The organism is Actinomycetota bacterium, from assembly GCA_016700055.1.
Taxonomy (GTDB): Bacteria; Actinomycetota; Acidimicrobiia; order Acidimicrobiales; family Ilumatobacteraceae; genus Kalu-18.
Genome location: CP064997.1, coordinates 990,290 through 1,004,012 on the forward strand (window position 1 = coordinate 990,290; position 13,723 = coordinate 1,004,012).

The window sequence follows — 13,723 nt, forward strand, 5'->3', positions numbered from 1 at the left end:
ATGTCTGCCTCCGTCCACGACACCCTCCGGACACGTCTCGCCGACCGCTCCGCCAAGGTGGTCGTCGTCGGGCAGGGCTACGTCGGGCTGCCCGTGGCGATGCGGGCCTGCGCGGTGGGTTTCACCGTGGTCGGCTACGAGGCGTCCGCCGAGCGCGTGAAGTCGCTCGCCGCTGCCGAGAGCTACGTCGGCGACGTCACCAACACCGAGCTCGCGGCGGCCCTCGCCGGTGGCTACACGCCCACCACCGACCCTGCCGACCTGGCCGACTTCGACGTGGCCGTGATCAGCGTGCCGACACCGCTGCGCGACGGCCTGCCCGACCTCACCTACATCGAGGCCGCCGGGCGCGACCTGGGCCGGCACCTGCGCCCAGGAAGCTGTGTGGTGCTCGAGTCCACGACGTACCCGGGCACCACCGAAGAGCTGCTCGCCCCGATCCTCGAGGCCGAGTCCGGCCTGGCCCGAGGCGAGTACTCGCTCGGCTACTCGCCGGAGCGGATCGACCCCGGCAACCCCCGCCACGGGCTGGTCAACACCCCGAAGGTGGTCTCCGGGGTGGACGACACCTCGTTGCAGGCGGTCGACGCGTTCTTCTCCACGCTCGTCGACACCACCGTGGCGGTCGGCTCGCCGGCCGAGGCCGAGCTTGTCAAGCTGCTCGAGAACACCTACCGGCACGTGAACATCGCCCTCGTCAACGAGATGGCGATGTTCGCCCGCGAGCTCGGCGTCGACATCTGGCGGGCGATCGACGCCGCCGCCACCAAACCGTTCGGGTTCATGAAGTTCACCCCCGGCCCGGGGGTGGGCGGCCACTGCCTGCCGATCGACCCCAGCTACCTGGCCTGGAGGGTCAAGCGACACCTCGGTCACACGTTCCGGTTCGTGGAGCTCGCGAACGACGTGAACGAGCACATGCCCGACTACGTGCACGACCGCGTGGCGGCGATGCTGAACCGCGACCGGTTGGCCGTGAACGGCGCCAGAGTGCTGCTGCTCGGCCTGGCGTACAAGGCGGGCACCAGCGACTGGCGGGAGAGCCCGAGCCTGGTCGTGGCCGAACGGCTGGCGGCGAGCGGCGCCGACGTGCGCTTCTGCGACCCCCACATCGCCGAGGTGAACGCCGAGCGCCTGCGCTTCCCGCTGGTGGCCTTCAACGCGGCTGAGCTCGCCGGCGCCGAGGTCGTCGTCGTGCTCGTCGACCACCCGGAGTTCTCCCCGGCGACGATCGCCTCCCACTCGCGGCGCGTGTTCGACGCGAAGAACCTGCTACGTGGCCACGCCTACACCGGCGAGGTGCTGTAGCGTCCGCAGACCGAGCAGATCAAGCTTCAGCCGGACCTGATCACCGCCGATACACCGGGGAAGTGTGACCGGACTGCGGGTGCGGCACGAGCACGAAGGTGGTGTCGTCCGGTGCGTCGAGGCGTAGTAGCAGTAGTCGTAGCGGCGGTGGCCGGATCGGGCGCCGTCCTCGTGACGGGCTCGACCTTCGCCCGTGCCGAACCGGGCGCCACGGCCGCCGACTCACCGCCGGGCATCGACCAGATCTTCGACGAGGCGCTGCCCGCCACCCAGGCGGTGACCCTCGCCGGTGGCCGCCAGGAACTGCGCGACCGCAACCGCCACCTGCCGGCGGCGACGGTCGACCGCTTGCTGGCCGATCCGACCACGTGGGCCGACCGCTCCGGCCAGCTGTTCGTCGTCGAAGAGGCCGCACTGGCCGTGCCCACCGCCGACCCGGTGCTCGACGCGCCGTACCCGCCGGCCCAGGCGTTCGAGCTGCAGAGCCGTCCGGGCGCGAGCCGCACGATCTACCTCGACTTCGACGGTCACAGCGTCAGCGGCACCGGTTGGAACGACAGCTTCACGTCGGGACTGCCGATCAACGCCGGGGCGTACGACACGAACGGCGCTCCGGCCACGTTCTCCAACGCCGAACGCGAGGTCGTGCAGAGCGTCTGGCTACGCGTGGCCGAGGACTACGCGCCGTTCGACGTGAACGTCACCACCGAGGACCCCGGCGCGGCAGCGATCGACCGCTCCGGCTCCGCCGACACCGTCTTCGGCACCCGCGTCGTCGTCACCAACACGACCACCATCTACTCGAGCTGCAGCTGTGGCGGTGTGGCTTACGTCGGCACCTTCGACGCCGCCCCCGGCCACGCCTACTACCAACCCGCATGGGTCTTCCAGCGCGGCACGGGTTCGGGTGCCAAGGGCATCTCCGAAGCCGCGTCGCACGAGGCCGGCCACAACCTCGGGCTCAGCCACGACGGCACCGCATCAGTCGGCTACTACTCCGGGCACGGATCGTGGGCACCGATCATGGGCGTCGGCTACAACCGGCCGATCACGCAGTGGAGCCGCGGCGAGTACGCCGGCGCGAACCAGCCCCAGGACGACCTCGCCGTCATCGCGTCGTACGGCGCGCCGCTCGCGGGCGACGACCACGGCGGCACGGCCGGCGCCGCGACCGCTCTGGCCGGCCCCGCCGTCGATTCCACCGGCATCATCGGGGCGCGCACCGACCTCGACGCGTTCTCCTTCGTCACGGCGGGCGGCACGGTGAACCTCACCGCGGCGCCGGCAGAGGTGAGCGCGAACCTCGACATCCGCCTCGAGCTGCGCGACTCGACCGGGGCGGTCGTCGCTTCGGCAGACCCGGCCTCGGGCGGCACCGGTGACGTCGCCACCGGTCTCGGTGCCTCGATCACCGCATCGGTCCCCGCTGGCACCTACACGGTGTTCGTCGACGGCATCGGCTACGCGAACCCCTTGAACACCGGCTACTCCGACTACGCGAGCCTCGGTCGGTACTCGCTCACCGGCACGATCCCGACCGGATCGACCACGACCACGACGACACCGACGACCACCACCACCACACCGCCGGGCACGACGACCACGACCACGACTACGACCACCACCACCACCGTGCCGGGCACGACGACCACGACCAGCTCCCCGCCGGGGGCCGCCTTCGACGTCTCGGCGGTGACGATCACCGGTGGGGCGGTGGCCGGGGGCAAGTCGGCCAAGGCCGTCGTCACCGTCGTCGGCGCGAACGGGGCGAAGATCGCCGCGGTCAGCGTGAGCGGCACCTGGGCGCGCAACGGCACCGTCTACAAGACCGTCACAGGGCTGACGAACGACAAGGGCAAGGTGACGCTCAAGTCGGGGACGGTGACCAACCTCGCTCCGGGCGGGACGCTGCGGTTCTGCGTGACCTCGCTCACCAAGTCGGGTTACTCGTGGAACCAGAACCTGTTCCCGGCCGGCCTGTGCGTCACGTGGCAGTCGCCCTGAGCCTCTTGCTCGTCTCGAGGCTGGCGGCGATGTCCTTCATTCGGCGGTAGAGCCGGAGCGGGTTGTCGGGCGCGGGGATGAACCCGTGGCACTCGTAGAGATAGGCGGCGTCCTCGTCGATCGCGTCGACCACGACCAGCCGCGCGGCGGCTGCGTCGCCGGCTGCAACCGCCTTCCGGAGCGCCTCGGCCAGCAACGTCGCGCCGAGTCCAATTCCTTGCTCACTCCGGTCGACAGCGAGTCGAGCGAGCAAGACCATTCCGACTGGGTACGCGGGGAGTCCACGCACGAGCTTCGCGGGCGCGTCCTGTCTCAGGACGGAACCCATGGTGAGGCTGAAGTAGCCCACGACCCGGTCCTGCTCCACGAGGACGAACGTGCGTGCCGAATCCATCTGCTGGGCTGCGAGACCGTGGCGTTGCAGCCAACCATCGAGCTCGTCGTTGCCCGAGTCGAACTTGAAGAGGTCGTGTTCGGCGTCCAGCCGCTCTAGACGCAAACCCTGCGAAGGCCTCACCCCTCGCTGAGCTTCGGGTGCTTCTCGAACAGCTCGACGAGCTCGGGCACGACCTCGGCCGGCTTGTCGAGCTCGACGATGAAGCGATCAAAGGCCTCGTTAGACAGCACCAGGTCCTGGTGCTGCTTCACGACCCGCTTCGCCTTCGAGGTCACTGACTCGAGGACGAACGCGGTGACTGTCGTGAACTCGAGGTCGGCCGCCTGACGGATGAGGGCGTCCTGTTCGGGCGTCACGCGCACCTCCAGTCGGTGTCGGCGCGACGAGGTTGTGGCGGGCTCACTCATGCGGGTGAGGATAGCAGTGTCCGGACATTGTCCGGACAGGCCGGTCTTTGAGTCGGCGCCTTCGGACGAGCTGATCAGCGTTCGTTGGCGGCCTGGTTGTCGGAGGCTTCACCTTCGGTTGCCTCGATGAACGCGGCGGCTTCCATGGCCTCCTGGGAGCACGATGCTGACGATCATCGCCTTGGCCGACGGCAGGAACTGCTCGCGCTGCAGGTGGTAGATGCGCAGGATCGCCTTGCGGAGCCCGGCCTGCTCCTGTCGGAGCCGCACGACGTAGTTGGCGGGGACGTCGGTGTTTTCGAGGGTCAGGAACGACGACGAGAGATCCTCGATCGCCGCCTGGCCGTTTCTGGTGTCGCCGGCGTTGATGTCACCGCGAAGCGCGATGACGACCTGGGTGAGCCGGGCACGCATCTGGTTCATCTCCGGCAGGTGCCAGGTCGCGTTCATCGACTCGGTCTCACGGAGGATCGAGTACAGACCGGCCGCCAGGTCGGTGGGCGCCCGCTCGGCGTCCTTGTAGTCGGAGAGAGTTCCGGCCACCACGAGGCCCATGACGAACACCCCGCCGCCGATGATGCTCGAGGCGAGCGGACTGACCGTCATCCCCTCGACACCGATCGCCCACAACACGGGACGAGCTGAGCCGTGACCGCCACGGCGAACCAGTGGGCGAGTCAGGTGGGGCGCGGTCATATGCCGAGCGTGAGCATCACGGCCACAGGAGTGACGACGAGGGTGGCGAGCGTCACCGGCAGCCCGAGGCGCACGAAGTCGCCGAAGCGGTAGCCACCAAGGCCGTACACCATCAGGTTCGTCTGGTAGCCGATCGGGGACAGGAACGAACAGGACGCGCCGATCAGCACCGCGATCGCGAACGAGCGCGGGTCGAGACCGGCCTCGTTCGCGGTCGCCACGGCGACCGGGAACATCACCGCCGCCGCCGCGTTGTTGCTGAGCAGCTCGGTGAGCAGCATCGTCGCCGCCAGAACGGCGACCAGCCGACCGACGTCGCCGAACGGATCGCCGACGGAACCGAGCAGCGAGGCCATCTCGTCTGCCAGACCGCTCTCGCCGACGGCGGCACCGAGGCTGATCGACAGCGCGATGGTGAGCACGACGTTCAAGTTGACCGAGCGCCGCGCCTCGGCGGGCGACATCACGCGCAGTGCGAGCATCGCCCCCGCGGCGAGCACCGAGGCTTCGAGCAGCGAGAGCAGTTCGAGCGCGCTCGCGATCACCAAGCCGGCGACCGCGATCCACACGAGTGGAGCTCGGGCGCGCCGCGGCGGGGCCTGCTCGCCGAGGGAGGCGACGAGGGAGAAGTCGCCCTGCTGGCGCCACTGCTCGTCGAACTCGGACCCGGCGAGCACGAGCAGCACGTCGCCTGGGCGCAGGACCACCGTGCCGAGCTTGCCGCTCACCTCCTCGGCCGCGCGGTGGATGGCGAGCACGGCCGCGGAATAGCGCGAGCGGAAGCCTCCGGCCTTCAGGGTCGACCCCGCGAGAGCGCTGCGCTCGGACACGACCGCCTCGTAGAGCTGCGCGCCCGGCCGGTCACCCACCCCCGAGACGTGCGGCTGCTCAGCGGAGACCAGGCCGGCCACGTCGTGAAGGTCGACCACCTTCGTCACGTCACCGACGAAGTACAGCGTGTCGTCCTCGGCGAGCACGGTGTCCGGCCCAGGTGGCACCACGTGGGCGCCACGGGCGAGACCGGCGAGGAACACCCCGGAAAGGTGGCGAAGCCCTGCCTCGGACACCGACCGGTCGACGAGCGGGCCACCGGGAACGACCCGCATCGCCACCGTGAAGCGCCTCGCGGACTCCTGGAGCGATGACTCGACCGAGGCGCGGTCGGGCAACAGGCGCTTGGTGAGCAGCACCAAGACCGCGACGCCCGCCAGCGCCACCGGCAGTCCCACCGGAGTGATCTCGAAGATCGCGAGCGGCTCCTCGCCGGAGCGGCGCAACAGGTCGGACACGACGAGGTTGGTGGAGGTGCCGATGACCGTGACCACCCCACCGAGGACCGCGGCGAACGACAGTGGCATCAGGTACTTCGTTGCCGAGCCACCGGTCCTTCGCGCCCAGGTGACGAGCCGCGGGGCGAGCAACGCGACGAGCGGGGTGTTCGGCACGAAGGCAGACACCGCCGCCGTGCCGCCCGCGACGTAGAGCAGCCGGGCGCGGTCGCTGCGCGCCCCGCTGAGGGCGCGGTCGACGAGTGGTCCGGCAGCACCGGTGACCGTCGCCGCCCCGGCCAGGACGTACAGCGCGGCGATGGTCGCCGGCGCCGACGAACCGAAGCCGGACAGGGCCTGTTCCTCGTCGATCACCCCCGCGAGCACCAGCACCGCGATCGCCCCGCCCATCGCCACCGCCGCCGGCACGCGCTCCAGCGCGAGCACGGCGAACGTGGCTACCAGGACGACGAGCGTGATCCAGGCGTCTGCGGGCACAGCGATGCAGCGTTGCACAGAGGCCGGTGACGACCCCACCCCGCGCCGAGGCGCCGCCGACAGTGGGTGAGAATGGCCGGACATGAGCCTTCCCCACCAGGCCCCGACACTGCACCACGACGCACCCCTCGTCGGCGCGGTGGCGGTGTTGAGCGGGCTGCTCGCCACCGTCGCCGGCTGCCAGCCCACCGGGACCCCCGTCGCCGATGCGATCATCTGCTTCTGCGCCGCCGCGTTCGTCACCTGGGCCGGCGCCACGGCGCCGACGTGGGCGCTCGTGCTCGCCGCGAGCGGAGTCGGGGCGGCGAACCTCGGCCAGCCCGCAATGTTCGCGCTGAGCGTCGTCGCGCTCGGCGCAGCCGTCGCGATCGCGCTGGCCGCCAGCGGCCAGACGGCGCTGCGGGCACTCGTCGCCGGGCTGATCGTCCAGCTCGTGCTGCGCCTCGAATGGAGCCCGGTGTTCGCCGGCTCGGCGATGGTCGCCGCCGCGACCGCAGTGCTGCTCGTCGGCACGGGCCTGCGACGGCGTTCGCCCGACGTCCGCCTCGGCGCGTCGAGGTTGGCGATCGTCGCCGGTGTGCTCGTCGCGCTCGCGCTCGGCGGCTTCGTCGCCGGGGCGATCCAGGCGCGCGCGTCGGCCGGCGACGGCTACGACCGGCTGCTCGACGGGCTCGACCTGCTCCGCGCGGGCGATCCCCACGGCGCCGCCGCCGCGTTCCACGACGCGAGCACCCTGCTCGACGACGCGCACGAACGGCTCGACTCCCCCTGGACCCAGCCGTCGCGGGCGGTTCCCGTACTCGCCCAGCACCGCTCGAGCATCCAAGGGGTGATCGACCACGCGGCTGTCGCGGCCGATGCCGCCGCCGACGCGCTCGAGTTCCTCGACCTCGACGCACTGACCCTCACCGACGGGGCGATCGACCTGGAAGCCGTCTCCGTCCTCGCGGCACCCCTCGCCGCTCTGGAGGAGTCGTTGACCGCGATGCGGCTCGCGCTGGACGACGCCGATTCGCCGTGGCTCGCCCCGCCGCTGCGTGACCGACTCGACCGCGCGATGGAGGAGACGGCCGAGGTGGAGCAGCAGACCGCGCGGAGTCGCCTCGCCGCAGAGCAGCTCCCCGCGATGCTCGGTGGCGACGGCCAGCGGCGCTACCTCGTCGCGGTCACGACGGGCGCCGAGGCTCGCGGGCAATCGGGTGCGATCGTCGGCTGGACCGAGCTGGTCGCTTCGGGCGGGAAGCTCCGGGTCGCCGGTGTAGGTGCCGTCGACGACCTCGTCGACGCGCTCGCGGCCGGGGAGCGCTGGCCGCTCGACGCGACCGCGGAGTTCTTCGAGCGGTACGGCGATCACGGCGCCGGGACTGCCCGAACGCCTGTGGCCGCCGAGATGTGGCGCACGGTGACCATGCCGGCCGACGCGCCGGCCGCAGCCGCGGTGGCCGCCCAGCTCTACGAGCAGACAACAGGCCGCACCGTCGACGCCGTGGCCTTCGTCGACACCGCCGGCCTCGTCGCGCTCGGCTCGCTCGTCGACGAGGAGCTGCTCGCGGCCGCGGGCGTGCCGCCGGCGGGGATCACGCCGACCGGTCTCGACGCGCTGGGCGCGAACGCCGTGTTCGGGGTGCTGCTCACGGCGTCGCTGCCGCCTCCTCCGACGATCGGGGCCACTCTCGGCCCGGCTGCCGCGGCGGGCCACTTGGTCGTCTGGTCGAACCGCGCGAGCGAGCAGCTGCTGATGGAGAGGCTCGGCGTCGACGGAGCCCTGCCACCGCTCGAAGGGCGCGACGGGCTGGGCGTCGTCACGAACAACCTCGACGGCAACCATGTCGACGCGTTCGTGGAGCGAGAGATCCGCTACGAGTCGACCTGTGACGCGAAGACCGGCAAGGTAGAGGCGATCGCCGCGGTGACCCTCACCAACCGCGCGCCGAACGAGGGCGGTGATCCCTCCGGGACCAGCCGGACCCTGGTCAGCCTCTACTCGGCGCAGGACCTGGCCAAGATGGAGCTCAACGGGCGCTTCGCCCCTTCGGCATCGCAGACCGAGGCGGGTTGGCAGGTCCACTCCACGGAGGTCGAGCTGGGCCCGAGCGAGCGGGCCACACTGCGCTTCGAGCTCGAGGGTGGCATCGAGGCGCAGAGCTGCGACCTGGTGATCCGCCCGCAACCGGGGCAGCCGGCGCATGTGTCGATCATCGTCGAGGCACCGGACGGCACCGTGTTGTCGGCCTACGGCGGCGAGATCACGGGCCGCAGCGTGCTGGCCGGAACCGGGCTCACGCCCGTTCACCGCGTGCCCTGACGAGCACGTCGGCGATCCACGCCACATCCGCTTCGGTGAGCGCGGCGCCCGACGGCAGGCAGACGCAGCTCGCCGCGACCCGCTCGGCGACACCGCCGCCGACACGTTCGGCACCGGCGAACGCGGGCCGCATGTGCACCGGCGTCATCGCGCGCCGCGCGTCGATGCGCTCGGCGTGCAGCGCGGCGACCACCTCGTCGGCCGTGGCGCCGAACAGCACCGGGTCGACGGAGATGACCGTCAGCCAGTGGTTCGGTTCGACCCCCTCGGGGCCGGCCTGGAACCGGATGCCGGGAGCCGCTCCGAGAGAGCGCTCGTAGGCGTTGCGGACGCGGCGACGCGCGTCGATCCGCTGCGGCAACGTCCGCAACTGACCTCGCCCGAGCGCGGCCTGGAGGTTGCCGATGCGGTGGTCGGCCACGATCTCGGTGTCGTCGGGCCACACCGACGAGTGAGGGTCGCGGCCCGCGAGGTGCCGGGCATGGTCGACGAGGTGGACGTGGTGTGACAAGAGGGCGCCGCCGGTCCCCGCGGTGACGATCTCGGGCCCGTCGAACCCGAGCACTCCGAGAGCTCCCGTGCGCCCCGCAGGCACTCCGTTCACCATGGCGCCGAGGGCACTCGTCGCGTCCTCCACCAGCGGCACCCCGTAGTCCTCGCACGTCGCGGCGATGCGCCCGACGTCGGCCATGGACCCGTACAGGTGGCTGCACACCACCGCCGCCGGCAGAGCACTGCGGTGGGCACGGCGGCGTAGCTCGTCGGCGAGCAGGTTGGGGTCGAGGTGCCAGCCGTCGGGCTCGCAATCGACCAGGCACGGATGAGCGCCGGCGGCGACGACCGCGGCACCGGCATGGGGCCGGGCGAGGTCGCTGACCAGCACCTCGTCGCCGCGCTGCACGCCGAGCACCGCCAGTGCGAGGTTCAGCGCGGCGCTCGCGCTGGCCACGGCCACGACGGCTCCGGCCCCGGTGAACCGCTCCAGCTCGGTCTCGAACGAGTCGATGTCGGGGCCGGCCGTGCCGACCCTGCCCGAGGCCAGGGCCTCGGCCACGAGGTCTCGCTCGACGGGGCCGATCTCGGCGGCGAGCAGGGGCACCTTCCACACCGGCACGTGACCAAGTGTGCCAGGGTCGACTCGCTCCCCCGTCGATCCCGCCGGGTGGAACATGCCCGCTAGCGTCGCCGACCTGTGGCACCTTCGGACGAGCTGCTCACGCGCTTCGACCTCACCGATCCGGCGTTCATCGCCGCTCCCTACCCGGTGCTGGCCGAGCTGCGCGCCGGCGCCCCGGTGTTCTGGTACGAGCCCTCCCAGCAGTGGATGGTCACCCGCTGGGACGCGGTGCACGGCGCACTGCGCGATCGCAGGCTCGGGCGGATCTACACCCATCGGTACACACATGCCGAGCTCGGGCGGCCCGCGCCGGACCCCCGCTGGAGCGACTTCGTCGAGAGCGAGCGCTGGAGCCTGCTCAACCTCGAGCCGCCCGATCACACCCGGCTGCGCTCGCTCGTCACGAAGGTCTTCACCCCCTCCGCGGTGGCCGCGCTGCGGCCGATGATCGAAGAGCTCTCCGCCATGGTGCTCGCACCGCTCGTCGAGAGCGGCGGGTTCGAGCTGCTGACCGGTTACGCCCAGCCGTACTCAGTGGCGGTGATCTGCTCGATGCTCGGCGTGCCGCGAGAAGACACGCAGATGCTGCTCGACTGGTCACATGCGATCGTGAAGATGTACGAGCTCACCACGACCGACGAGCAGCGAGGTGCGGCCAACACCGCGGCGCGCGATTTCGTGGCCTACACGCGGGCCCTGCTCGCCGACAAGCGCCGCCGCCCCGACGACCTGCTCGTGGCGCAGCTCGTCGCCGTCGAGGAAGCAGGCGAGCGGCTCACCGAGGACGAGATCGTCTGCACCACCATCGTGTTGTTGAACGCCGGCCACGAGGCGACCGTCAACACCCTCGGCAACGGGATGCGGGCATTCATGCTGCACCCCGGGGAGTGGGCACGCGTGACGTCGGGCGCGGTCGCCGCCCGCACCGCCGTCGAGGAGATGGTCCGCTGGGACACACCCGTGCAGCTCTTCGAACGCTGGGTGCTCGAGGAGGGTGTCGAGGTCGGCGGCGTCGACCTTCGGGTGGGAGACGAGATCGCGATGCTGTTCGGGTCCGCGAACCGCGATCCCGACCACTTCGCCGACCCGGATCGCTTCGACGCCGGCCGTGGCGACGCCACCCACGTCGGGTTCGGCGGCGGCACCCACTTCTGCATCGGCGCCCCTCTCGCCCGGCTGGAGCTGGAGGTGAGCCTGGCCACCTTGGCCTCGCTGGCGCCCGGGCTCGTGCTGGCCGCCGAGCCGAGCTACAACCCGACGTTCGTGATCAGGGGCCTGACCGGGCTCGAGCTGGCCGTCGCGTGAGCGAATCTCACGCGGGCTGCTGAGCGGCGGTCTGCTCGGCGATCTGCCGGCGCACCTCGTCCATGTCCAGCGCACGGGCCTTCTCGACGAGATCCTCGAGCATGTGCTTGGGGAGCGCTCCCGGCTGCGCGTAGAGCAGCACCTGGTCGCGGAAGATCATGAGGGTGGGGATCGAGCGGATCGAGAGCGTGGACGCGAGCTCCTGCTCGGCCTCGGTGTCGACCTTGCCGAAGACGATGTCCGGGTTCGCCTGAGCCACCTCTTCGAACACCGGGGCGAACGCGCGGCACGGGCCGCACCAGGCCGCCCAGAAGTCGACGAGCACGATGCCGTCGCGCTCGATGGTGTCGTTGAACGTCTCTGCGGTGAGGTTGACGGCGGTGCCCATCGGGGCTGCTCCTCTTTGGTGTCTCGGAATTGGCGTCTTCGCCACGTGGTTCCTGTTGGTCCGGAGTCTTCAACCGCTATACCCCTCCCCGTATTCCGGGAAACCCTTTGGCACCACTCGTTGCGCCGGCGGGTGGAGCCGGGTAGCGTTCGCTCCCGATGACCACCTCGCTGGGCCTCCTTCTTACGTAACGGCGACCGCCACATATCGCTGTCGCCGAACCTCCTGCGCCTGCGGCCCAGGGGGTTCTTTCGTTTTTCGGACCACGACGCCCACCGAGACACCCCACCCCAGGAGCACCGCCGCCATGCCGACGACACCAGTAGCACCGAGGAAGATGCCGTTCGAGAAGTACACCCCGTTCGTGCCGCTCGTGCTGCGCGACCGCACCTGGCCGAACGTCGTCGTCGACACCGCCCCGCGCTGGTGCTCGGTCGACCTGCGCGACGGCAACCAGGCCCTCATCGACCCGATGGACCCCGAGCGCAAGCGCCGCATGTTCGACGCCCTCGTACGCACGGGGTTCAAGGAGATCGAGATCGGCTTCCCGTCGGCCAGCCAGCCGGACTTCGACTTCCTGCGGATGATCATCGACGAGAACCTGATCCCCGACGACGTCGTGGTGCAGGTGCTCGTGCAGTGCCGCGAAGAACTGATCGAGCGCACCTTCGACGCCCTGCGCGGGGCGAAGAGCGCGATCTTGCACTTCTACAACTCGACCAACCCGCTGCAGCGCGAGGTGGTCTTCGGCCTGGACCGGGCCGGCATCGTCGACATCGCCGTCGCCGGGGCACGGCTGTGCAAGAAGCTCGAGCAGACGATGGGTGGAACCGAGATCTGCTACGAGTACTCGCCGGAGAGCTTCACCTTGACCGAGCCCGAGTTCGCGGTCGAGGTCTGCCACGCGGTGATGGACGTGATCGAGCCGACACCGGACAAGCCGATCATCTTGAACCTGCCGGCGACGGTCGAGTGCTACACGCCGAACGTCTACGCCGACGTCATCGAGTGGTTCGGCCGCAACGTGCGCTCACGTGACTCGGTCGTGCTGTCGCTGCACCCCCACAACGACCGCGGGTGCGCGGTCGCCGCGGCCGAGCTCGGCGTGATGGCCGGCGCCGATCGGGTGGAAGGAACGCTCTTCGGCAACGGCGAGCGCACCGGCAACGTCGACATCGTGACGCTGGCGATGAACCTGTTCATGAACGGTGTCGATCCCGGGCTCGACCTCTCCGACATCGACGCCCTGCGCCGCACCGCCGAGTACTGCAACCGCCTGCCGGTGCACCCTCGCCACCCCTACGTCGGCGACCTCGTGTACACCGCGTTCTCCGGCAGCCACCAGGACGCGATCAAGAAGGGCATCGAGGCGCTCCACGGCGGCGCGCGGGCCCAGAACCGACCCCCGACCGACTACGCCGAGTGGGGTGTGCCGTACCTGCCGATCGACCCCAAGCACGTCGGGCGCACGTATGAGGCGGTGATCCGCGTCAACAGCCAGAGCGGCAAGGGCGGGGTGGCCTACGTGATGAAGGCCGAGTACGGCTTCGACCTGCCCCGCAGGCTGCAGATCGAGTTCTCGAAGAGCATCCAGAAGGTCACCGAGGATCTCGGCACCGAGATCAGCCCGGTCGCGATGTGGGAGGCCTTCGAGGCCGAATACCTCCCGCCCACGCCCCGGCTGCGCCTCGTCAGCCACGAGCTGAAGAGCGCGAGCGACGGCACCGGGTCGAGGATCACCGCGCAGCTCGTCGTCGACGGTGAGCACCGCACGATCACCGGTGCCGGCAATGGCCCGATCGACGCGTTCGTGCATGCGATGCGCGATGGTCTCGGCGCGGTGGTCGACGTCGTCGACTACGCCGAGCACGCTGTCGGGCAGGGCTCCGAGGCGACGGCGGTGGCCTACGTCGAGACGACCAACGGCGACGGGCAGGTGCTGTGGGGAGTCGGCACCGATCCCAACATCATCACCGCCTCGCTGCGCGCCGTGCTCTCGGCCTACGAGCGCCACCTCCACTGACGGCGCT

General features: G+C 70.6%; 11 protein-coding genes. 5 read left to right on the top strand and 6 right to left on the bottom strand.

The features are described from left to right. Positions 1–1,308 carry a nucleotide sugar dehydrogenase gene (locus IPM43_04755; protein QQS25684.1) on the top strand — a complete coding sequence of 436 codons (1,308 nt, stop codon included), beginning with the start codon at positions 1–3 and terminating at the stop codon, positions 1,306–1,308. 147 nt (positions 1,309–1,455) lie between these two features. Continuing rightward, the gene (locus IPM43_04760; protein ID QQS25685.1) at positions 1,456–3,312 is read left to right on the top strand and encodes a hypothetical protein; all 1,857 of its coding nucleotides are present in this window, start codon (positions 1,456–1,458) and stop codon (positions 3,310–3,312) included. Here the strand turns inward: IPM43_04760 and IPM43_04765 are convergent. The 4 genes from IPM43_04765 to IPM43_04780 form a co-directional block, all read right to left on the bottom strand. Then, complete coding sequence (locus IPM43_04765; GenBank protein QQS25686.1) at positions 3,293–3,706, bottom strand: GNAT family N-acetyltransferase; 414 nt, start codon at positions 3,704–3,706, stop codon at positions 3,293–3,295. The genes IPM43_04760 and IPM43_04765 overlap by 20 nt on opposite strands. A 119-nt stretch (positions 3,707–3,825) precedes the next feature. Next, positions 3,826–4,116: a DUF1778 domain-containing protein gene (locus IPM43_04770; protein ID QQS25687.1), complete on the bottom strand. Its 291-nt coding sequence runs from the start codon at positions 4,114–4,116 to the stop codon at positions 3,826–3,828. Positions 4,117–4,224: 108 nt separating this feature from the next. Then, entirely contained in the window at positions 4,225–4,749 is a 525-nt protein-coding gene (locus IPM43_04775; GenBank protein ID QQS25688.1) for a hypothetical protein, read from the bottom strand. A gap of 59 nt (positions 4,750–4,808) precedes the next feature. Beyond that, a complete protein-coding gene (locus tag IPM43_04780) occupies positions 4,809–6,578 on the bottom strand; it encodes an SLC13 family permease (protein QQS25689.1) in 1,770 nt (589 codons plus the stop codon). Between the two features lie 82 nt (positions 6,579–6,660). Here IPM43_04780 and IPM43_04785 point away from each other — a divergent pair, with 82 nt between their 5' ends. Further along, positions 6,661–8,883, top strand: coding sequence for a DUF4012 domain-containing protein (locus IPM43_04785; protein QQS25690.1), 2,223 nt, complete (start codon positions 6,661–6,663; stop codon positions 8,881–8,883). Here the strand turns inward: IPM43_04785 and IPM43_04790 are convergent. Beyond that, on the bottom strand, positions 8,858–9,997 hold the full coding sequence (locus tag IPM43_04790; GenBank protein ID QQS25691.1) for an aminotransferase class I/II-fold pyridoxal phosphate-dependent enzyme: 1,140 nt from the start codon (positions 9,995–9,997) through the stop codon (positions 8,858–8,860). The genes IPM43_04785 and IPM43_04790 overlap by 26 nt on opposite strands. A 210-nt stretch (positions 9,998–10,207) precedes the next feature. On the opposite strand from IPM43_04790, the gene IPM43_04795 reads away from it, so the two are divergent. Further along, positions 10,208–11,305: a cytochrome P450 gene (locus tag IPM43_04795; GenBank protein QQS26333.1), complete on the top strand. Its 1,098-nt coding sequence runs from the start codon at positions 10,208–10,210 to the stop codon at positions 11,303–11,305. A 7-nt stretch (positions 11,306–11,312) separates the two neighbouring features. Here IPM43_04795 and trxA read toward each other — a convergent pair whose 3' ends face one another. Beyond that, positions 11,313–11,693 carry a thioredoxin gene (gene trxA / locus IPM43_04800; protein QQS25692.1) on the bottom strand — a complete coding sequence of 127 codons (381 nt, stop codon included), beginning with the start codon at positions 11,691–11,693 and terminating at the stop codon, positions 11,313–11,315. A 337-nt stretch (positions 11,694–12,030) separates the two neighbouring features. Here trxA and leuA point away from each other — a divergent pair, with 337 nt between their 5' ends. Then, positions 12,031–13,716, top strand: coding sequence for a 2-isopropylmalate synthase (gene leuA, locus IPM43_04805; GenBank protein QQS25693.1), 1,686 nt, complete (start codon positions 12,031–12,033; stop codon positions 13,714–13,716). Positions 13,717–13,723: the final 7 nt, after the last annotated feature.

Excerpts from the sequence above, each read along its gene's own strand:
- IPM43_04795 (QQS26333.1), top strand. The coding sequence starts at position 10,208 with ATGGTCACCCGCTGGGACGCGGTGCACGGCGCACTGCGCGATCGCAGG.
- leuA (QQS25693.1), top strand. The coding sequence starts at position 12,031 with ATGCCGTTCGAGAAGTACACCCCGTTCGTGCCGCTCGTGCTGCGCGAC.
- IPM43_04770 (QQS25687.1), bottom strand. The coding sequence starts at position 4,116 with ATGAGTGAGCCCGCCACAACCTCGTCGCGCCGACACCGACTGGAGGTG.
- IPM43_04765 (QQS25686.1), bottom strand. The coding sequence starts at position 3,706 with ATGGATTCGGCACGCACGTTCGTCCTCGTGGAGCAGGACCGGGTCGTG.
- IPM43_04755 (QQS25684.1), top strand. The coding sequence starts at position 1 with ATGTCTGCCTCCGTCCACGACACCCTCCGGACACGTCTCGCCGACCGC.
- IPM43_04785 (QQS25690.1), top strand. The coding sequence starts at position 6,661 with ATGAGCCTTCCCCACCAGGCCCCGACACTGCACCACGACGCACCCCTC.
- trxA (QQS25692.1), bottom strand. The coding sequence starts at position 11,693 with ATGGGCACCGCCGTCAACCTCACCGCAGAGACGTTCAACGACACCATC.